The organism is Agarilytica rhodophyticola (assembly GCF_002157225.2).
In the GTDB taxonomy this organism is placed as follows: domain Bacteria; phylum Pseudomonadota; class Gammaproteobacteria; order Pseudomonadales; family Cellvibrionaceae; genus Agarilytica; species Agarilytica rhodophyticola.
Genome location: NZ_CP020038.1, coordinates 4,471,516 through 4,493,023 on the forward strand (window position 1 = coordinate 4,471,516; position 21,508 = coordinate 4,493,023).

Below are 21,508 nucleotides of genomic sequence, written 5' to 3' on the forward strand. Positions count from 1 at the left end.
ATTTAAAACGATGGCACCATAAAGTAAGCTACGCTTCCAAAACGAAAGCGCGAGAAGAAAAAGAAATAGAATTACTAAAAATGCCAATAATACTTTTTGCCATAGTATGCCTTGAGTGAGAAACTCGCGCTCCCAAGATAGATACTCGAGTACTTTCTGTGAAGGCTCCTCAGGTGCAGGAAACCAAAATAATGTGGTTGGAAAGATGAAAAGCACCAATAACAAATAGCTTAGCTTTTGTTTGTATGCAAAATAGCAAAACGGAAAAATAAATAATGGGCGGACATACCAACTCAGAATACTATGATGTCTCTCCCAAACCCATTCTAAAAATATTTCCATTACAATATATACTCAATATTCATATCGTAGTACTTCGTTGAGTTTGAGGCCCGCGCCATTGATTGTTAGCTCTAGCGCCGCCTATTTTCTTTGCTAAGATCTTTGATGTTAGGAGCATTAGCAACAAGCTTTTTACCTAAGGCATAGGGCAATCCAATGAATAGAGTTGCGCTACTATCCCAACATACAATTTCAAACAGGGAATCTTGGAGTTGTTTTTCTGGCTTCCCTACCCAGAACTCAGGGTTTCCATCGGCAAATGGTTTGTCTGTAGTAAATGGTTCTGTACCTTTTGGAAAAGCTGAAATAACAGACCATACAAACTGATAGTCAAACGCCTTAAGCTTTTCAGATAGCGTTTCACCACGCACCCATGAGGGGTCATCCAGCTCTGGCCAAGCTCCCTCGATATCAGAAATATGCCAATCATAATTTTTAAGATCAATTTCAAGCCAATGAGCTACATCATTCATGCTCGTATAAAAAACAACCTCTGGTGTATTTTCCTGTATGTAGTTCATGGCCTTTTTTGGGGTATTACTGTCCAAACAAAAGACGAGCGGTAGCAAGTTTAGACAACGTTTGCTGCAGGTGATTTTTAATATGCATGTTATACATCGTTCTACCTTACAAAGTGGTTTCCATTTTTTCCTAACGCCGGCTCGGTTATAGTGTATCTATGACCATCAAACCATATATTAGTTTTAAATTTTATTACCTGAAGCTCAGTAGTATTTTCAAGCCACAACATTGGTTTTGTAACTATCAATCTGGCGGCTAAATATTACTTCACCTGTTTCTCTAGCCTGAATTGTAAGGGAATTACGGTGTTATGCGGACTCTCAACCTAACCACCAGTATACTAACCAACCTAGTGCCGGCAGCACCGCTAGCTGAGAGTACAACGACTTAGATTTTAGTAGGGCAACGCCAGCGATTAATAACGATATACCTATTGGAGCTGTCATATAAGCCCCAAGGATAGCCCAACCTTCACAGTCCGAGGAATCCTTTGGGCACGAGAAAATATTGCTCAAAGACCAAAGCGCGGCAATAAGAAATAAGCTCCCTATAACACACTCAGCGAATCCCACGATTGTTTTGACTACTTTTCCTTCCATTCAGTCCTTAGGCGTAACACCAACAGCAAAAGTGGTCGTTATCAGGTTCAGCACCGAAGGTGCACCTTTGACCTACTCTATCGATTGTATGAATCGAGGTTTAAGATAATACTTCACTCTAATAGCACCACTAATCTTTAGTTTTCGTTAACAATTATATTAGCTGTTGTATTTTGACGCCAAAAATAGAACTACTGACATTACAGAGTGATATGCAGCTTATGTTTTTGCAAGATAAGCATAATGAGATCCAGCACAATTGATCTCTGTTCCATCTTAATTAATAAATTCAGCATATTCCATAATAAAATAGGACGTCTTTGTATAGCAAGCCATTACTGCATTGACATTCGGATAAAACATAGTTAACTATATAAGCAATATATTTCGATTGTAAAACTTCCATTGGCTATGCATTTCCAGTAACGCCTAAATTAGGTATGCCTTTGTAATTTATTTATTTTCCTCGATTATTAGCGGGACAGAAATAAAGAGTACTCACCAGTACAAGGCCATCATAGGAAGGATGCCGACGCAGAGCTTACAAGGTAGGACGAATTGTTAAATCTTGCCTTTTTTCCTCTAGATGCATTATCTAGAGGTATCACTATTTTGTGGGGAATTCACCGCTTACGATGTAACGCCTTGTTATGCCATCAGCTCTTTCGTATGAACGATGGAATATGTGAAATTGGTAGTTTTTCAATGCGAGCATCTTTCTTCGAAAAAAACTCGTCTACAGCCATCGTCTCTCCGGCAACTGTTGCATAGTCATCGAAGACAACAAGACCGCCACTCACCACCTTTTCAAATAGTTGTTCAAGAATAACAACCGATGGCTTATAGACATCCACATCAATGTGTAGAAGTGCTATTTTTAACTCTGGATGATTTGAAACGTAATCAGGAATTGTATTCTCAATATCACCTTGAATAAGTTCATAATTATCAAAACCCTTTCGCAACAATACTCTCTTTAATTCATCGGCAGATATTCCTTCCCCTGCCGAACCTTCAAACCTTTCCACAAATGCCTGATCAACTGTATTTTCCTGAACCGGAAATTTACCGAAAGCATCGAACCCTATGATTTTTCTACTATACGGGCTTTCTAATATTTCCCTGTATGTGCAAAACCTTATGAAAGATGCTCCCTTGAAGACTCCACACTCTACAATGTGACCTGGTAGGTTAACTATTGACTTGTACAGCTCATATTGTGCGAGCACTTTTGGAAGTCTTGTTAAATGACTCGTAATGTAAAAGCCATTTTCGTAATCCCATTGTTGATCAACGTCAAAACCGAATAATTTTTCATTCATGTTTGTCTCCGATTTCTTATAAGCATAATGCCGCCATTTGCGGTAACTCTCCCCAGCTCAGCTTGCTGAACAAGCAAGATGGTTTTGGTATGTGTTTTGTCACACATGATACTTATTATAGCTACTATAATGCTAAGTATTAAACAGATTGCGGTTATATAATCTATAGATAGGACGATGCCTAATAATGATGCCGTTATCGAGCTCATGATGATCATAACGCCTTTCGTTATTGGTTTGCCTTGATCCATGATTTATACAATCAGTCGCCGAGTTAGCGGTGGGCTGGACTACATTGTTAGAACTTTTATTTAATTTACGAATTGCTTCGAATTTTTCAGTAACCAGCACAAAAAGTTAATTTATTTTCTCTAATTAAATACGAAAACCAGTAACAGGAAAGCTGTAGGATTGATGACCTTATTATATTCATTTGTTAATTAGGATTATTAGCTGAGCCCACATTATTAGTACAATTAAGTAAGATGCTAAAAAAGCATAAAACCTATGTTTTGGATAATTGTATGTAACGTGAATAACAGAATGAACTGTACGTAAAACTACAAAACACCATGCCAAAGTAACAATAATTGGACTACTAATATTTAATGCAACCAGTAAAACACCCAAAGTATAAAATAAAATTGGCACTTCTAAGAGGTTGCTAAAATTATTACTTAACTTTATAACATATTCAGGTGGCGTATACCCTGATAACAACTGGTAATATCGAGGATCAACTTGTCTTCTTTTAACACTGACTAGTCGAGACACCCCCACACTAAAACCAACTACAGAGGTTAGAACAATCAGAGCAAACATAGGGTAAATAATATTCATATTTAAGTTTCCTTATCAAAGATGAGACTTCATCTTAGAGCGGATTTTATATATGATAAAGATCATATATAAATATATTAGGATTCTGCCTTATGCCCTATACAAAAGCACACAAGAATAAAATTCGTGAAAGAATCCTTGCTAACGCCTTCAGATTATTTGCGATAAAAGGTTTCGAAGGCGTTACAATCGACGACCTAATGAGCGAGTGTGGGCTTACAAGAGGTGGTTTTTATGCTCATTTCACTAGCAAAGCGCAACTTTATCGCGAAGCATTAGAATTCGCTGCTAGTAGTACTAAACTTGCTAACCTTAAGCCAGATAACATGCCTGAAAAACAATGGTTATGTTTGCTATTAAACGAATACCTAAGTGTAGAGCACGTGGAAGGAAAGAATTCTTGCCCGTTAGCATTCTTAGCTACAGACATCAATATAAAGAATAGCGAGGCAAATATCGCCTACGCCGACACTTACCATGGCATGAATACAGCAATTATGCATTATGCGAAAAGTTACACTGACTGTGACGAACAAGATATTTTGTCGGTAACAGCAATGATTATTGGAGCAGTAGCGATAGCTAGAACACTTCAGGATCAAGATGCGATTGAGAGTTTATTAACAGCATGCCGACGAGAGGCAGGGATAAAACTTGGAGGAATATAAAGTCGCTCTGTGGTAATTTTGGAGTGTAATGGAGAAATTGTGCGGACAATAATAATCCCGTTAATTAAAGTTATATCAACATCCCTTGACCACACATAGAAAGCTTAAAGTTGCTTGAATTCTCTAAACGAAATGACTCTTCTGGTAAAGTATAGAACTCTTTTGGAAGTATTTTAATCTCCCTCTCTTAATGTTTGATTCGTGACTAAAGTTACTGCCCGACGAAACACGTAGTGTTGAGTTCGCAACATCGCCAAAAAAAGCAATGGGTGATGTTTAAACAGCTTATTAAGCATTATTTTCACTACGTAACACCAACTTTAACGCTACAAGAGTCACTATAAGATAAATCACTGTGGCTACGTGTTTATAAACGACTACACTCGGTGCCCCTGCTTGATAAGCAAGCCAAGCATCAGTTATTGGCATAACCGTACCAAAAAGTGAAATCCATACCAATAATTTGTATTGTTTTTTGAAAAGCAGAAAGCCGACAACTAATGCGACGAATAAAGTTCTTGAAGCATATATAACGATCCAATCTGAATCGCTGGCAGAAAAAAGCTCAGTGCCTCTGAGTTCTGAAAATGCTACTGGATCGAAGAATGCGTAAATAGCATATACGCCTTGAAGCACAGCCATAAGAAAAACAAGCACATTAACTATAATTTTTATTTTCATCATCTATGAACTCTTTTTTGAAATTACACATTCTTAATACTGCGTTCTACGGCAAATTTGGAGCGCAGTGAAAAAATTGTCCGACAGCCGCGCCTTGTTAGAAAAATACGCCGTAATACCTGAGCTACTACCCACAACACTTTCTAGGACGGATTCTTTATATATCTCGCCACGTTACATTTGTGATTATACTACCATCAATAATCCTACCGAGAATGTTTGCGAGTACATCGACTTTTCTGAGCGTAGATTTATGATGTGCTTCCATCAAATTTACCAGCCTTAGGAGGCCAATGTATTTATTACCAAAAATTGCTACTAGGGTTCTAGAAAGATAGCGTTTGTCCGATTCGTCAAGTTAGACGGTTCAATATGCGATACCTGTTTTCAAATACAAGAAAACCATAATTGATATCTCGTATACTTCAGTGTATCCAATCGTAGCTTGTGTGCTTTGCTCCCATTTTCTTTAGCTCAGACAGCATGATTTTCCTTCTCTTCTAATAGTAGACAGTAGATTAGTCGGAATTTCCGTTTATTTCACTTATTCACAACAGCTTCCCGAAGAATGTTGTTGACAAAACTCTAACAGGTTCAAGAAGTCACAACAATACACTTAAGTAACTTTTCTAAGCAACTTCTACCGGCAAAAAGCAGGCCCCAGTGATTAAAGGGCCCTAAATTGGTAAAACACCTAAAAGCTGCTATGGCTGTCTATAGGCACAGTTGTCAAAGGATTGACATCATGATGAACTGCCTATAATTCTATTAGTGCCTCGATAATCTAGTAATTAAAAAGAAGCGCGCAGGCCAAAAGTTATACGTGGTTCATTATCTTCATAGGTGACTAGCGCCTCTGGTATTTCTGAATACTCGAAATAGTCTTCTCCAGTTAAGTTGATACCTTCAAGAAAAAACGTGAGTTGATCTATAGGGCTGTAACTCAACGAGGCATCAACCTGACTATAATCGTCGACGATTTGTGTTAGCCCCTGTAAACCAATGGTGGTTCTGACATAATCACTACGGTGATTAAACGAGATTCTCGCTTGCCAGATCTCATTCTCGTAAAAAGCGGATAGGTTGTACGACAGGTCTGAAATATTTTCAAAAGAATTACTGACACCCACTACCGTTGCCCTGCTATCGGTGAGTGTCACATTTGTCAGAAAACCAAAGTTTGATTCAAAAATTACTTGGTAAGCAAGCTCCAGTCCTGTGATTTCAGCGGAATCGCCATTGGTCGGTCGTGAGTTTGTAAAGTTAATTGTACGAATACCTTGATCTATTGGCGCTGTGCTGCTATCGCCATCTGAATCGTCGAAATATTGAATAGGCCTTGGTTCGACGGTGCTCACATTGGCAATAAAATTCGATAATTCCTTGTAAAAAATAGCCGCCGATGCCGAAGCACTTTCACCATACCACTCGATAGAAAGATCGACATTATTAGATTCAGGTGGGTCCAATTGTGGCCGGCCAGAGGAAGTGGCTTCGGTAAACTCATTTTTCCTAGTCACTGTGATTGCAGTGGATAGATCTGAGATAGTTGGCCTGGAAATCGTTTTTGAAAACGCACTGCGTATGATGAATTTATCTGAAATATCAATGGCAAGGTTGAAAGAAGGTAAAACTTTAAAATAGTTGTGTGATAATGTAATTGGAATGTCATCGCTAAATGCAAATTCCTGGTTACCTTGTCCAGTGCCAGTAATGGAAAGTATGTCATTAATATGGCCACTTGAATCGAGGTTTGTTTCCACTAAACGAAGTCCAGCGTTGGATCGCCATGTTTTCTGTGCAATTTCTCCGGCGAGATCAAGCTGTACAAAACCACCGATAATATATTCTTCAATGCTATTGGAATTGGCCAACTGCAATCTCGATGTGAGCGGATTTGCCATATTGTTTTGCGATGCGAACAGTTGATAAATTCTCTCCACCTCTGAAGTGGAAATAACAGGAAAATTACGCGGCAAATTAGCACTGGTATCGCTGAGGAAATCGCCTAGATTAAGATTTGTTGCAGAAAAATTAGGATCGATACTTTGTAGGGTACGAGCACTACTGCAAAGTGATACTGGACAGTCCGTGGAGGGGTTGAGGTTATTAAATACCAAGGTATCTTTTTGACGATTAGTATAGTCAACACCGAACTTAAGCGCTATCTCGTCTTGAAATACATATTCTCCCGAAAGTTTTAAAGAAAGCACCTCATCTTTAATGTTATTTGAATCGTTGCGTGCAAAATGGGTGCTTAGTTGACTGGGAAGTAGCTGGTCTAATGGCTCCTGATTTTCAGGGGCAAGAATATCCCCACCATTTACAGGATCAAAATTAGGGTTGGGGCCAGTAAACTGAAAATCTGGCACAGCAAATGGTTGTGCATGTGTAGATGCAATAGCATTGGGTATTTGGATCACATAAAAAGAACCGCTGTTTGTTGCCGGCCCAGTATTATTACGCACACCATCGGCTTTAGAATATGCTATATCGCCTTCTAGTTTCAGCTGGTCATTAATATCCAGTATTCCATTAATACCGTATTGAATGGTTTGTGTATCATTATCGGTAGACCTGGAAAGTAAGTCTACTTGCACTTCGGCCTCAAAAGATTCGACAAAATTATTGTCATTAACACTAATTGAGCCTGGTCTTAATTGCATTGGATTGCCAGGAAAAAAAGAGACTCCGGCAGATTCTGAGGGGCTTTCGAAGGCTGAATAGAGTATATCGAATGTCAACTCACTGTTTTCTGAAGGCTGTACTTGTAACGTTAATGTGCCACCTGTGCGTGTCCTCTCCTCTGTGCTATTGAGTACTGTCATCGAAGAGTAGCGCGCATTGTTATGTACAAGGGGAATATTGTCATTAGGGTCATCGGCTTGATTATTTGCATCAACATTAATATTAAAAAAATTTACCCCCTCAACCACATCCGTGCGAACGTTTCTATCTGAATGGGAAAATGAAGCTAGAATACCCCAGTCATCATTTTCGCCAAAAGTATTGCTTATTATTCCAGAGACTTTCAATCCAGTATCATCAGCCAGATCATCGTAAATCCCTGATATGGAACCTGCCATGCGAAGCCCTATTTTATCAAAGGGCTTCGCGGTTTTAATATTTACCAGCCCACCAATACTTCCGTCTGTTAATGCTGCCTGGGAGGTTTTATATATCTGCGCCTCGGACACAAGTTCTGAAGCAACAACATCAAAGCTAAACTCCCGGCCTCCACTCTCGGTGGCTAGTACTCGATTATTAAAGGTCACACTATTAAATTCTTCACCCAAGCCACGCACTGTAACAAACTGCCCCTCTCCTCCGCGACTGCGTGTAATAGCCACTCCTGTGATACGTTGTAGAGACTCGGCAACATTGGCATCAGGAAATTTACCTAACTCTTCTGAAGAGATTGCATCGAGAACACCAGAACCATTTTTTTTAATTTGAGAAGCAGATTTTAAACTACCCTCGATAGGACCTCTGATAATCATTTCTTCAACTTCTTCTCGGGCATACTTATTTTCCTGAGCATCAGAAATGGCTGCAGAAAAAGTCATACAACTAACACATAGCGTTAAAATTTTATTCTTATTATACATTTTTTCTCCATTAACAACGTTGTTTTAATTACAGACAGGCGTCCATTATTTATTAAAATATTTTTTTATCGACATTAATAAAAAGTTAATAATGTCTCTGTGTTAACGCGTTTTAAGATAAAATTCGCACCGCCAATTACTGTGCAACAATATTTTTTCGCCTGTAAAAAAATCCCTTTGTATTACCTACAAATAGTTTTCTTATAAAAAATAAGTGAAATTAATATAGATATATATGGAAAGAATAAAAATCCGTAACAGACATGCTGTGAGTACATCCTTGTACGTCCTACTAATAAGAGGCTATTTTCTATCAACAATCACATGGGTAGCATATCCGGGGCCATTACATTCTCTTGCTCCACCATACCAATAAACACAAGCCTTTAACGTATACTTATATACACCATCTGGCTTGTTTTTTAATGTGATCTTGGCATTTCTATCAATTTCATAGTGGGTGGATGATTGTCCTGCAGATCCATAGTAGGTTTCATATAGATCGCCTGTAATACGCACAACTGGCCCGTTGCTACCTGGCCATAATGAGAATGGTGCTTGAATAAAATATGAGTTTTTATCTGAAGAATAAAAAGCACCTTGATTAATACTGAATGTTTGTGTTGGATCATCTATAGGTGATGGTAAGGGTGTTGGGGTAGGTACAGTACCGTTAGTAACATAAACCGTTGTAGACCAGTTTTGCAATTCACAGGTCATCGTTTGGTTCATATACTCGTAACACAATTCTATTTGGTAACGATAGGTGCCACTGTAAGAGATATCTGCTGACCTCGCGATTGAGTTATACCTTACAGAGTACTCGCCTTTGCGAACATTACCATCTGGGGTAGTATAAACATAATGTAATTTACCTGAGCGATCCGAAATAGGCCCGTTACTCTCCCATAAGCCTGTTAAATCCAGCTGATATTCTCCATCAACATCACTATAACTCGCCCCAGCCTCCATATCGTATACCTGTGAAGCTGCATAAGTTTTTGCCGTAAATAATAACAAAATCAATAACATTACAACTAGTAACGATAACAATAATGTACTTATATGTTTAGCTAAACCGCTCATAATTATTTTCCTATAGATATGAAATGTCTTACCTTAAACGTAAGGAAGAAATAAATTCGAACTTTACCTATAGGACTTTGCCAAATATGTGGCAGCTTTTATCAAAATATCTCTATCTTCTTGGGTTTGACTAAGCTCTTTTTTTAAACGTAAATTTTCTTGCCTTATATGTTTTAATTCTTTTACCAGCTTCTCTAGCTGAACAGTCGATACTATTTGCGCACAGTTTGTATGAAAGCATCTGCGTTTATATACTGTATAATCATTAGTGTTTACTTCTTCTAGAAGTTTACTATTAACATCTACAAGTAAAGTATCAGCGCAATACTTTTCCATAAGCCCTCCAAAATAAAATAATAATGTGCTTGGTAGATAAGCTTGATCAAAACACAACAACTAGAATTGGCATATAAACACTCCATTGGGTGATACGCTGTATTGTAAGCATTTAATGTTATATCTATACACGTTCTTACAAATTGGTTTCGTACTTATAAAAATTATTAATCTTTAAGGCAATGTATCTAAAATGACCGGCTGTTTTTAAAGCCATATCTAAAACGTATGATGTATCTAAAATCGAACCTCTAAGAAAACCCACCAAATATTAGCACTTGATAAAACAAGCTTGTTTGTCTAAGTCTAATTTGTTATTGTTTTTTACAGTATAAGTATTATAAATATAACTAATTGCCATTTAATTAATGTGCAAGGTTCGTTTAGTTAATTGCAAAACTGTTATTACTAAAGTTGTTGCTGGGGTTGTTATACTACAGGGTGATTGTGCTCTATTAGAAGGCATTATTACTAGGCTCTAGATAAAATGCCTAATAACATCATTGGGAAAGTAATTTATTGCTACCGCTTTATAGATATAGCCTTATAAATATAGCGCCATAGACGGTATAAAAAATAACAATTAAGCGACATCAGCACTATTCAATTACGTACTGGGATGTTAACAGAACATGAAGTCTGAGCAACAAACCCTGAGTGAAATTTATCGCCGTTACTATCATCAGTTGACGGGATATTTATGCAAAAAGTTTAGCTTTTCACGTATGGATTCGGAAGACACAGCACAAACCGCATTTGCTAAATTTGCCGCCTTACCCAATGCTAACTCTATCGATAATCCTGGCGCTTTTATTTATAAGATTGCGCAAAATGTTGCACTTGACAGGAAACGGCGTTCAACAGTAAGACAACGTTATATAGAAGAACAAGGCTATATAAATGAAGAGGCAGATGAAGAATATCACGAGATAGATCCAGAACGTATATTGCTGGCGTCGAGGCGTTTACAGGTACTGTCAGATACACTTAGCCGTATGCCTGAAAAACGACGCAACTTTCTACTAATGAATCGCTTTGATGAAGTCACAAATGTTGAAGCTGCAAAAAGATCGGGAATATCCGAAGCAGCAGTGAGAAAACATATCGCCAAGGCTTTACTGGAATGTAAACAAGCACTGGATGCGGAATCATATGAGTGATAACTATGCTAAAAGATGCTGAAACCACTGATAAAAATCGCATTGATACAGAAGCCTGCCAATGGTTTGCGCTTATTTACGGTGGCAATGTAAGTGATAAAGATCTAAAAGCATTTGATGCTTGGAAACTGGCAGACCTTCGACATCAACAAGCCTGCCTAGACCTTGATGAAATATGGTATGAAATAAGTGAGCTTCAATATATACCAACACAGGATCTTGCTGAAGATAAAGCGCTATCTAGAAATGAAAAAAGCTCTGGCAATTTCCGCTGGCCTTTTATTTTTCAGTTTTGGCAAGCTAATTTAAGAACACAGCTTTGGGCAGGAATAGGGACAACTATATTATGTCTTACCCTTATCACTGTAGGTGTGTTTTACGACAACAAGGCTCCCTTACACTACCAAACTGAAGTCGGACAAATTCAAGAAGTGATACTTGTAGACGGCAGCATTGTGACACTTAGTGGAGCGTCTTCTATAGAGGTGATCTACACAGAGCGTATGAGAAAACTTCAGCTACAGCGCGGCCAGGCTTTTTTTGATGTCACCTCAAGTCCTTCGCGTCCCTTCGTTGTATCAGCAGGTGGCATTGATACCCGGGTATTAGGCACTAAATTTGATATCAGACTTGGACATCGAAACATCCGAGTTAGCGTTGTCGAAGGCGATGTTAATGTTAATATATCCGATACCGATTCTACTTCAGGCAAGCATCTTTCTGGCGGCGATCAGATAACTATCGTTTCTGAAGAAAAAGAACTCAGATTAAGTAAAAAAACAAAAGTAGATACACGCTTATTAAGCGACTGGCTGGCTGGACGTCTAAGCTACCGTGATGCATACCTTCGTGACGTTATAGAGGACGCTAATCGATTTTTCAATGGCCAGATATTCTTGAATGAAGAAGCCTTAGGCGATATGAAAATTACCGCCTCTTTTAACGCTGCTCAGATTGGTCAAATGCTAGAATCCCTCCCCTTGCTGTTACCGGTAAAAGTATATAAAGAGCGGGCAGACAGGATAATTATTGCTTCAGAGCTGTAAACGGCTGATACCATGTTACATAAGGATATGTGTTGTCTAACCATGAATATAGTAGATCGAGCTTCTAGCAGTAAAAACCTTGTAATTGTCAAAGATAAAAATTACACCTACTTCCTTTATTCTCTTTATCTGTGTGTTTTTTTACTTATTACGAATAAAATATACGCAGAATCTCACATTCAAAATAGGATTGATAAGATAACAGGAAAAAAATCTACTATTCAACTGGATATCCCCGCTCAATCATTAGATAAAGCGATACTTGTCCTTTCCGAAAAAAGTAATGAATCAATAACAGCCCTCCCAGAGTATCTTCAAAATAAAATATCACATTCAATTTCAGGAAAAATTTCGGTACTGAGAGCACTTGAGTTGATGCTAGAGAACACAGGCCTTGTTTATACGATCACTCCCGGCGATATAATCGTTATCCGACCACCTATTATCAATGATCTTAGTGAAATATATATAAAACCTACCCCCACCCCTAGAGAAAGCGAGCAATTACAAGAAGAAGAGGTCCTTGTCAGAGGATCTCGTAATAATTCTATAAACAATATTAATTTCAAACAACAGTTCGATAAAAGTGTTATTGATGTTGTCTATACACAGGATAAAGGGAGGTCTTTAGCGACTAATCCTGCAGAAGCTCTAACTAATGCTCCGGGAGTCTCCGTAAGTCGAAGTCGTGGGGGTAGTGGCCGTTTTATTTCACTAAGAGGCATCAGTCACTCTTTCAATACGGTGAGATACAACGGACGTTTGTTAGCCACCGAAAATCGCAGTCGAGAGTTGAGCTTTGATAATTTTTCAAATGATTCTTTCTCTCGTATGGAAGTGTACAAAACATCACTTACCTCACTGGGAGATGGAAGTATCGGGGGGCAAATTAACTTAGTACCGTATAAACCCTTCGATGAAAAGCCAGTGCAATCAAAGTTTTTATTCGAGGTTTCGCGTAATAACTTAATTCAAGATAATAGTGTCAATTCGTCGGGACTCACCCATGGTTTATTTTTAAATAATAGCCTTGGTATATCAGCAGGATTTAATTATTCGAAAACAAACTTTAGAGTAGACGTCGCTGAGTCTATTGGTACATTTACCAGCGACATTTACGATATGACAAATACCGGTTTAGTTCGGGAAGGCGAGTCACCATTACAGACTTGGCAAGCTCGGGCAGAAATAGACTCGCAGAATAATATTATCAACTTACCCGCAGAAGCTCGTTTACTTGGAACGGCTATTCACAGCTCAGTAAACTTTGGCACATTTATCGAGCAACATGAACGCACTGGAGGAAACCTAGTTTTCCAATTTAAACCCAACAGAAGTTTTGAAACAACGGTTGACTTTTTGTACTCCGATTTTGCAAGCCCAGGAATGGCTTATAGTAGCTCCCACTTTCCCTGTACCTGTAATGGAGATTTGACTAATATTGTTGTCGCAGAAAATAAAGTATTAAGCCAGTATGCTTGGGATGGAAATACCGATTTTGTATCGCGCGGGCTAGAATCCAATACGAAAACCTGGCAATTTGGTAGCAATACTCAGTGGCAAGCAACTTCGTCGCTTAAACTTACAGCAGATATCTCCTACTCTAAAGCCTATGGTCGCCGAGATGATACAGATCACCGTTCTTTAGAAGGGAATTTTTTTGTTATTGGCTCACAAACAAATACTCAGCAATTCTATCAACACACTGGACGTGTAGTGCCGGATGTCAGTATAGCACTAGCACCCTATAACTCCTCCCTTGCCAGTGCCGACTCGACTTTACCCCATATTGGCGCTGATCAAACAGGACGAGGATTAAATCCGCGCAGTTTTGGTGCGCATTTTATGAAAGTTTCTTTTAATAAAATTACCGATACGGTAAACACCATTAAACTTGATGGCTCGAGGTCATTTAATAATAATACTTCCCTAGAGCTAGGCTTGGATCATATTACTCGCACTAAGCATGTTTTGGTGTTTGACAATTCCGATCGTGAATGCCTATTTTGTGGTTACGAATATTCTATACGAGGTTTTAGTCCTCAGGTATTCGATAGTGCTTTAGTTGATTTTCCCGCGCACAACTTCTTACAAGATAGTGGCGCCAATGTGCCAGCAGATTTTATTGCTTTTGATACAGAACGTTTTAAAGATATATTTGCCAATATCCAACAAGGTGACTCGGTACGCGATGCCGAAGGCAACCCTACAGGTAACTTCCATTCTTTTTCAGAACATTCCAGGATAGAAGAACTTGGCATATTTACACCCTTGCTACGGGAGCATTTGTCTAATGAATTGACGGAAACGATAAATGCTATCTACCTGCAATTAAATACTAATGGAAATTGGAAAAATACCTCGTGGAATACCAATATCGGGATTCGTATTGCTGACACAAGATTACAATCTGTTGGTGCGAAACTAAGACCTTTTACAGCGGCGCCCAATCCATCACAAAGAAATACTGAAAACTTGTTGCCAATATCTGATCAGCACAGATATAGGAATATTTTACCGGCGTTTAATACTCGCTTTAAATTTTCTGAAAATATTAGCTTTCGCATTGCCGCATCAAAAACTATTGCCCGCCCCGATCCTCTGGAACTAAGCACAGTCGAGATCACTTTGTTTGATGGTAATTCTATGTTTAACCGAGTGCGTAACACAAAACTTCGGCCGATGCGCTCGACGAATACAGATTTATCTTTGGAATGGTATGGGGATGTTGCTCACGCTAGTGCGGCTATTTTTATTAAAGATATTAAGGATGTAATTTCAGATAGGATATTAACCGATCATCTGACAAAAGCTAACACCTCACCAAGCATCAACGTGCGCCGTCCAGAAAATCTTGCTGCGGCAAAAATAGGTGGTGTGGAGTTAGCTTGGCAATATGTGTTCGAATCAGGTCTAGGATATCAGATGAACTATACATATACCGATATACTTTCTAGCAATGCAATGAATACTAAACAAGCCTTAGAAAACCTTTCGAATAATATCTACAACCTTTCTGTTTTCTACGAAAAAAATCATTTTTATTTGGGTTTCCATTACAACTTTAGAGAAGGATTTGTGCGGGCAAACCGAGGCAGAGGTGGATTGGTAGAAGTCACCGACGACTATGGTCAACTCGGTTTCTCTTCAAAGTTTTCCGTAACAAAAAACCTGGATATATATCTTGAGGGCGACAATATTACTGGCGAAAATGAATTTGTTTTTTTTCAAGGAATGCCAAACCTCTTGCGCTACTATGAACAAAGAGGCGCAGTGTACCGTGTTGGGTTTCAGTGGACACTATAAAATTAATGTAAATGAGCGCCTATTTACTACCAAGGTACTTGAAAAGAAGACACATCATTACCAGACACGCTGTGAATACATCCTTGTACGCTCTACGTCGGCGTCCTGCCTCTGAAGGTCTGGTACTGATGTGTACTCTTTATTTTCGCCCCGCTAATAAGTAGGCACTCATTTAAAGAAACAAAGATAGAGATATAAAGATAAGTCGTTAACTTCCTTCTAACGCTTGTTTCATATCGTTAATTAAATCATTAACATCTTCAATGCCGATCGACAAACGCAATAAGTCGGCCGGACATGGTGTCCCTTCACCCTCAACACTCGCACGGTGCTCGACCAAACTCTCAATCCCACCCAAAGAGGTGGCTCTTTTAAAAATAGCCAGTTTAGCTGCACAGGCAATAGCTGCTGATTCTCCACCTCTTACCCGAATACTGAGCATACCGCCATAGGCACCTTTCATTTGCTTTTTGGCAATACGATGGCCAGCACTGCTTTCTAAGCCAGGATACATAACCGCATGTATTTTGGGATGGGTTTCTATCGCCTTTGCAAAGGCTAACGCGTTGTTCGAGGCTTGTTTCACTCTTACCGCTAAGGTACGCATACCACGCATTAATAACCACGCTTCAAACGGCCCCAACACCGCACCACCGGAGGCGCGAATATTTGCCATACGGTGCCAATGATCGTCAACGACTTTAGTCACCAACGCACCAGCTAATACGTCAGAATGGCCATTGAGATATTTAGTAGCAGAGTGCATGACAATATCCGCACCCAAATCTAAAGGGTTACACAACAGGGGTGTAGCCACGGTGTTGTCCACTGCCAATCTAGCACCAACTTCACGAGCGATATCTGCCCATGCAGCAATATCGTCTACAACCCAGGTAGGGTTCGCTGGCGTTTCTAACCAAAGCAATTTTGTTTTACCGGGCTTGATGGCAGCTTTCAGTTCAGAAAGGTCGCCATTATCAACAAAGGTGGTTTCGATACCCCAATCACTAGCATAGGTTTGCAGCCAATTTCTAAAAGACCAGTAGATCACTTTTGGTACAACGATATGATCCCCAGGTTTAAGCGCCATTATAACACTTGTGGCGGCGGCCATTCCCGACGAAAAAAGCATGGCCTGTTCGCCATGTTCTAGAGCGGCCAGTACAGCTTCTGGTTGTTGATAATTAGGGTTGTGATCACGTGTATAAATTTTGCCGCTAGGATAAGAATTATCCTCTGCTCTTTCATAAGTAGTACTTGGATAAACGCCTGGAATAACACCTCGATAACTGTCATCCATAAAGCCCAAGCCACCGGCTAAAATTGTTTCATCTGCTAACTCTTTACTGCTCAAATCTATCGCCCTTCTAAGTTGTAAGATGTCACCGCTGTCACTCCTGTTAGAAGTACCGCTTAGTTTTTACGAGTATCATAGCTTCAACGATGAAAAAAACCACTTACTTTTTGCCAGAGCATGTTAACAACCCCTCCTAACATATACTTGCTTAAGATTTTTATTAACAGACAAAGTGATAAGCGCTACAATAACTTGCTTTGCGTGCCATTATAATTTCATGAATTTATTGTTACTTGAAGACCATCAATTTACCTCGCCAACAACAGCTATAGCAAACTTGCGCCAAAGTCGTCATATTTGTGAGATTCTTAAATTTTCCCCGGGACAAAGAATTCAACTGGGAAAAATTAACGGCTTAATGGGTAGTGGCGTTATAGATGAAACTGGTAAAGAGGTGACAATTAAAGATATCGATTTAATTACGCAACCGCCAAAGAATTTACCTCTAACATTAATTCTCGCCATGCCGCGCCCGCAAATGCTAAAACGTATTTTACAGACTGTAGCAACCATGGGCGCACAAAAATTATGTTTTCTACAGACGGGAAAAGTGGAAAAAAGCTTTTGGCAATCTCCTGCTGCAAGTGATACGGCAATTCGCGAACAGTTGTTATTAGGTTTGGAACAAGGCATGGCCACCCAGCTGCCAATTGTGGAAAAACACTTACGTTTTAGGCCTTTTGTAGAAGATAACTTAGCGACACTGGCGGCTAATTCTAACCGTTTTATTGCTCACCCAGGTACCCAACAGTCTTGTCCACAGGTGAGTGATGAGAAAAATACGTGTCTTGTAGTAGGCCCAGAAGGCGGATTTACAGAAAAAGAAGTGGCGTATTTTGTTGAGCGGGAATTTACACCTGTCCATTTAGGTGCACGCATCTTGAAAGTTGAAACAGCTGTGCCAGTACTGTTGGCAAAGTTATTTAAATTTTAAATATCGTTGGCGACGATCACTTAAACTAACTGTACAGCGGTTTTCCCTTTAACCAGTAAGCGCTCGAAATCTCGTGGAGATAATGGTTTACTGCAAAAATAGCCTTGATAATATCGACACTTATATTGCTGTACACACTTTAGCTGTTCAGCAGTTTCTACCCCTTCAGCTACCACGTCTAGCTTTAACATATTACCCATTGCGCTAATAGTTTCCACAAGCACCCTATCGTTACGATCTACCGTAAGATCTCGCACAAAACTCTTATCTATTTTTAAAATCGAAACAGGTAACTGTTTAAGATAGCTAATAGAAGAATACCCCGTACCAAAATCATCCAAAGCGAAATTAATACCCTCGGCGCATAAAGCGGCCATCGTACCGACGGTTTCATCAAGGTTTTGGATTACAATGCCTTCAGTGATTTCCATCTCAATTAAATTTGGAGGGAAGGATTCTCGGGTGCAGATTTTAATAACATCATCAACGAAATTAGCGGCGCGGAATTGACGAGGACTAATATTAACACCGATACGCATATTTTCGTGCCAAAGCCCCTGCGCTTGCCACTGCTTCACTTGTTTAATTGCCTCACTAATGACCCATTGTCCCACTTCTACAATGAGACCAGAGGTTTCCAAGACGGGAATAAATTCAGCGGGCGATACCATGCCTCGTTCAGGGTGATACCATCGCAACAAGGCTTCAGCACCCACAATTTCTGAGCTTTGAGAGTCTGCACGAGGTTGAAAATGCAAGCTAAAACGCTTGTTTTCCAAGGCTTTGTGCAAATCCCCTTCCATCACTAAGACATTGCGTGCATTGTCAGCCATGTTGCGATTAAAAAATTGAATCGCATTGCGCCCATGATCTTTGACTTGATACATGGCTGTATCGGCATATTGTAAAAGCTCATGTACGCCAGCATCATCATCAGGAAACATAACAACGCCTACACTACAAGTAACGTGTAGCTCAAAATCATTGTGGTAATAAGGCTCTGCAATCGAGGTTTTAATTCGCTCCCCAGCAGCTTCCGCACGCAGCACTGCATCATCCAGATGATCCCCTAAGCCTGTGAGAATTATTACAAACTCATCGCCACTTAGACGTACCACCACATCATTGTCACCGGTGACTGAGGTTAAGCGCTCAGCCACACGTTTAAGTACTACATCGCCCACAGGGTGGCCCAACGAGTCGTTGATATTTTTAAACTGATCCAGGTCGATAAACAACAAAGCGCCAATAACCTTCTGCATGGTGGCGCGAGACAGTTCTTCTTCCAGACGCTCTAGAAGATAGCTGCGATTTGGCAAGTCTGTCAGCGGATCATGGTAGGCCATATGTTCCATCAGCTCTTGGGTATTCTTCAACTCAGTGATGTCTGATGATACAACTAAGGCGACTACCTCATCATAAAATTCCATGGGCATGATGTAGGTGTGCATTTGATGGGGTTTGCCGTTGATATCCACCCACTTTTCTTCCCATATTTGGGCAGGACGGCGGTTTTTAATGACTTCCGCATCAAGGGCAACAATCTCCGACGGCGACATAGCCGAATACTGTTCAAACTCACCGATGTGAGAGCCGCGCATCTGATCGGGTGTTGTCCCCAGAAAACCCGATAGCGCTTTATTGGCAAAAATGTAATAACCGTCGCAATTACGCGCCCCTACCCAGACGGGCAAGCTATCGATAATTTGGCGTACATGCTCTTCACTCTTACGCAATACCACTTCCACCGCACGCCGCTTCGCCAGCGCCAAATCTACAGTATCCAGAAGTTGGTTAGCACTCTGCACCAGTTGATTCAGTTCATCATCTGTCTGATGAGGGCGATTAAGGCGCTGTTCACCGGGACTACCAGGATTAATCTGCTTCATCTGAACAGACAAGTTAATCAGAGGCTTAGTGAGCATGTAGTGGAAGGCAATGAACAAAAATAACACTAAAAAAAAGCTGCGAATTAAGCCCGAACTGATAAGTACGACAGACTGTTGATAGAAAGGTCGGTAGGCAATATCTAAATCCACCACAAAAAGCATATGGCCACTAACATTGACCTCACCAGGAATAAATAAAGACGAACTGTATAGTTTTAGATCATCAGTGAAAAACTGCGTAAACCAATGGGTATTAGACTCTTGTCGCGGCTTACTGGCAGAGGCAAGCTCGTTGGCCTCCTCATCTTCAATTGTTACCGCAATAATAAAGTCATAACGCATCAAGCCTGTGGCAACTTCACGTGCAAGTTTATCATCAAGGGTATGCACCGCACGCACAGCCGGAGGTGTTGATACTTCCGTAATACGAGAAATAAGACTAGTAATTTCAGTAGACTGTACTTGGTAATCGATATACATTTGCACAGCGCTCATCAAAATACCAACAATAAACGCGATAACAACACCAACTTTTGCTAATCTGAATGATATTCCTTGAGCGAAACCTTGCACGTCATACCTTATAGTTAGTTGTAGAACCTATGTCGACATGGTTTTCCCTGTTAACAAGCAAACCATAGAACTTGGGCCTTTTCAGCGTTGTTTTAGCAAGCCCCGAGAAGCTATTAATACTGGCTTTATTACCACCATTTATACTAACGCCTTAAGCTCAAACAGGTGGCGTATTTGCTGCCAAACAGTGATATTAAAAATGAATATGGATAGACCCTAATACTTAATCTTAGCTTCTTTATACTAATATTCCTGTTTTTGCAGCATATTCATAGAACAACAAGCCCTAAATATTGATCGCCTTAACCAATTGCGAGGCGACACTATCATCTATTGCCGGTATCCCGATACTATCCTCAAGCGGCGCAGTGCGGTCAAGGGTAAGACCTTTAAAGTCAAAACGCTCGTTATCTGCCAGCTGTGACAAGGATATTCGTTGCAAGGAAGAAAAGATCGTTTCCACACGGCCGGGGTGCTCACGCTCCCATGTGGCAAGCATTTGCTTGATCACCTGACGCTGGAGGTTTTCTTGAGAGCCACAGAGGTTACAGGGAATAATGGGGAATTCTTTATAATCTGCATAGCTCTGTAAGTCCTTTTCCGAGCAGTAAAACAGTGGCCTAATAACAATGTTACGCTTGTCATCGGACAATAACTTAGGGGGCATCCCTTTTAAGCGGCCGGCGTAAAATAAGTTGAGAAATAAGGTCTCAACCACATCATCGCGATGATGGCCTAAGGCTATTTTGGTGGCGCCAATTTTCTCGGCGAAACCATAGAGGGTACCCCGCCTTAGCCTGGAGCATAACCCGCATGTGGTCTTACCTTCAGGAATAACAGATTTCACCACACTATAGGTGTCTTTTTCTACAATATGGTACTCCACCCCTAAAGAATCCAAGTACTCAGGCAAGACATGTTCGGGAAAGCCTGGTTGCTTTTGATCCATATTGACGGCAATAACCTCAAATTTTACAGGGGAAGATTTTTTGAGACTCAATAATATATCGAGCATGCCATAGGAGTCTTTACCACCTGACAAACAGACCATAACACGGTCACCCTCTTCGACCATGTTATAGTCTAAGATGGCCTTGCCCACATTACGGCGTAAGCGTTTGTGCAATTTGTTAAATTCAAGCCTGGGTTTTCTTTGGTCGCGATCGGGTACCACGAGTATTTACCTTTGTACAATATATAAAGGCGCACATTGTACGGTTTTCACACCTATGATGAAAT

General features: G+C 40.0%; 17 protein-coding genes. 6 read left to right on the plus strand and 11 right to left on the minus strand.

All coding sequences use genetic code 11. From position 1 onward, the window contains the following. Positions 1 to 413: 413 nt before the first annotated feature. The 4 genes from BVC89_RS18645 to BVC89_RS18665 all read right to left on the minus strand — a co-directional run bounded on the left by BVC89_RS18645 (position 414) and on the right by BVC89_RS18665 (position 3,625). The gene (locus BVC89_RS18645) at positions 414 to 863 is read right to left on the minus strand and encodes a hypothetical protein (protein WP_158658022.1); all 450 of its coding nucleotides are present in this window, start codon (positions 861 to 863) and stop codon (positions 414 to 416) included. 321 nt (positions 864 to 1,184) lie between these two features. Then, a complete protein-coding gene (locus tag BVC89_RS18650) occupies positions 1,185 to 1,463 on the minus strand; it encodes a hypothetical protein (RefSeq protein WP_086932645.1) in 279 nt (92 codons plus the stop codon). 656 nt (positions 1,464 to 2,119) lie between these two features. After that, positions 2,120 to 2,785, minus strand: coding sequence for a TylF/MycF/NovP-related O-methyltransferase (locus BVC89_RS18655; RefSeq protein WP_086932646.1), 666 nt, complete (start codon positions 2,783 to 2,785; stop codon positions 2,120 to 2,122). 429 nt (positions 2,786 to 3,214) lie between these two features. After that, complete coding sequence (locus tag BVC89_RS18665) at positions 3,215 to 3,625, minus strand: MAPEG family protein (RefSeq protein WP_086932648.1); 411 nt, start codon at positions 3,623 to 3,625, stop codon at positions 3,215 to 3,217. Between the two features lie 92 nt (positions 3,626 to 3,717). Here BVC89_RS18665 and BVC89_RS18670 point away from each other — a divergent pair, with 92 nt between their 5' ends. Then, positions 3,718 to 4,293, plus strand: coding sequence for a TetR/AcrR family transcriptional regulator (locus BVC89_RS18670; protein ID WP_086932649.1), 576 nt, complete (start codon positions 3,718 to 3,720; stop codon positions 4,291 to 4,293). A 288-nt stretch (positions 4,294 to 4,581) separates the two neighbouring features. On the opposite strand, the gene BVC89_RS18675 is transcribed toward BVC89_RS18670, so the two are convergent. Then, positions 4,582 to 4,977, minus strand: coding sequence for a DUF4267 domain-containing protein (locus tag BVC89_RS18675; protein WP_216825007.1), 396 nt, complete (start codon positions 4,975 to 4,977; stop codon positions 4,582 to 4,584). 64 nt (positions 4,978 to 5,041) lie between these two features. Here BVC89_RS18675 and BVC89_RS29865 point away from each other — a divergent pair, with 64 nt between their 5' ends. Next, positions 5,042 to 5,260 (plus strand): hypothetical protein, encoded by a 219-nt coding sequence (locus tag BVC89_RS29865; RefSeq protein WP_158658023.1) that lies wholly within the window; start codon positions 5,042 to 5,044, stop codon positions 5,258 to 5,260. Positions 5,261 to 5,765: 505 nt separating this feature from the next. Here the strand turns inward: BVC89_RS29865 and BVC89_RS18680 are convergent. The 3 genes from BVC89_RS18680 to BVC89_RS18690 form a co-directional block, all read right to left on the minus strand. Further along, positions 5,766 to 8,582, minus strand: coding sequence for a TonB-dependent receptor (locus tag BVC89_RS18680; protein ID WP_086932650.1), 2,817 nt, complete (start codon positions 8,580 to 8,582; stop codon positions 5,766 to 5,768). A gap of 303 nt (positions 8,583 to 8,885) precedes the next feature. After that, on the minus strand, positions 8,886 to 9,668 hold the full coding sequence (locus tag BVC89_RS18685; protein ID WP_086932651.1) for a hypothetical protein: 783 nt from the start codon (positions 9,666 to 9,668) through the stop codon (positions 8,886 to 8,888). Positions 9,669 to 9,731: 63 nt separating this feature from the next. Next, positions 9,732 to 10,004 carry a hypothetical protein gene (locus BVC89_RS18690; protein WP_086932652.1) on the minus strand — a complete coding sequence of 91 codons (273 nt, stop codon included), beginning with the start codon at positions 10,002 to 10,004 and terminating at the stop codon, positions 9,732 to 9,734. A 632-nt stretch (positions 10,005 to 10,636) separates the two neighbouring features. On the opposite strand from BVC89_RS18690, the gene BVC89_RS18695 reads away from it, so the two are divergent. From BVC89_RS18695 to BVC89_RS18705, 3 genes are read left to right on the plus strand one after another with little or no spacing between them, the layout of a single operon-like run. Beyond that, positions 10,637 to 11,164: an RNA polymerase sigma factor gene (locus BVC89_RS18695; protein WP_086932653.1), complete on the plus strand. Its 528-nt coding sequence runs from the start codon at positions 10,637 to 10,639 to the stop codon at positions 11,162 to 11,164. A gap of 5 nt (positions 11,165 to 11,169) precedes the next feature. Next, on the plus strand, positions 11,170 to 12,210 hold the full coding sequence (locus BVC89_RS18700; protein ID WP_086932654.1) for a FecR family protein: 1,041 nt from the start codon (positions 11,170 to 11,172) through the stop codon (positions 12,208 to 12,210). Between the two features lie 42 nt (positions 12,211 to 12,252). Beyond that, on the plus strand, positions 12,253 to 15,516 hold the full coding sequence (locus tag BVC89_RS18705; RefSeq protein WP_158658025.1) for a TonB-dependent receptor: 3,264 nt from the start codon (positions 12,253 to 12,255) through the stop codon (positions 15,514 to 15,516). 208 nt (positions 15,517 to 15,724) lie between these two features. Here BVC89_RS18705 and BVC89_RS18710 read toward each other — a convergent pair whose 3' ends face one another. Further along, positions 15,725 to 16,870: a trans-sulfuration enzyme family protein gene (locus tag BVC89_RS18710; RefSeq protein WP_086932656.1), complete on the minus strand. Its 1,146-nt coding sequence runs from the start codon at positions 16,868 to 16,870 to the stop codon at positions 15,725 to 15,727. Positions 16,871 to 17,090: 220 nt separating this feature from the next. On the opposite strand from BVC89_RS18710, the gene BVC89_RS18715 reads away from it, so the two are divergent. After that, entirely contained in the window at positions 17,091 to 17,807 is a 717-nt protein-coding gene (locus tag BVC89_RS18715; RefSeq protein ID WP_086932657.1) for a 16S rRNA (uracil(1498)-N(3))-methyltransferase, read from the plus strand. 20 nt (positions 17,808 to 17,827) lie between these two features. Here BVC89_RS18715 and BVC89_RS18720 read toward each other — a convergent pair whose 3' ends face one another. Next, positions 17,828 to 20,269 (minus strand): EAL domain-containing protein, encoded by a 2,442-nt coding sequence (locus BVC89_RS18720; RefSeq protein WP_086932658.1) that lies wholly within the window; start codon positions 20,267 to 20,269, stop codon positions 17,828 to 17,830. A 286-nt stretch (positions 20,270 to 20,555) separates the two neighbouring features. Next, positions 20,556 to 21,443, minus strand: coding sequence for a tRNA 2-thiocytidine(32) synthetase TtcA (ttcA, locus tag BVC89_RS18725; RefSeq protein WP_086932659.1), 888 nt, complete (start codon positions 21,441 to 21,443; stop codon positions 20,556 to 20,558). Positions 21,444 to 21,508: the final 65 nt, after the last annotated feature.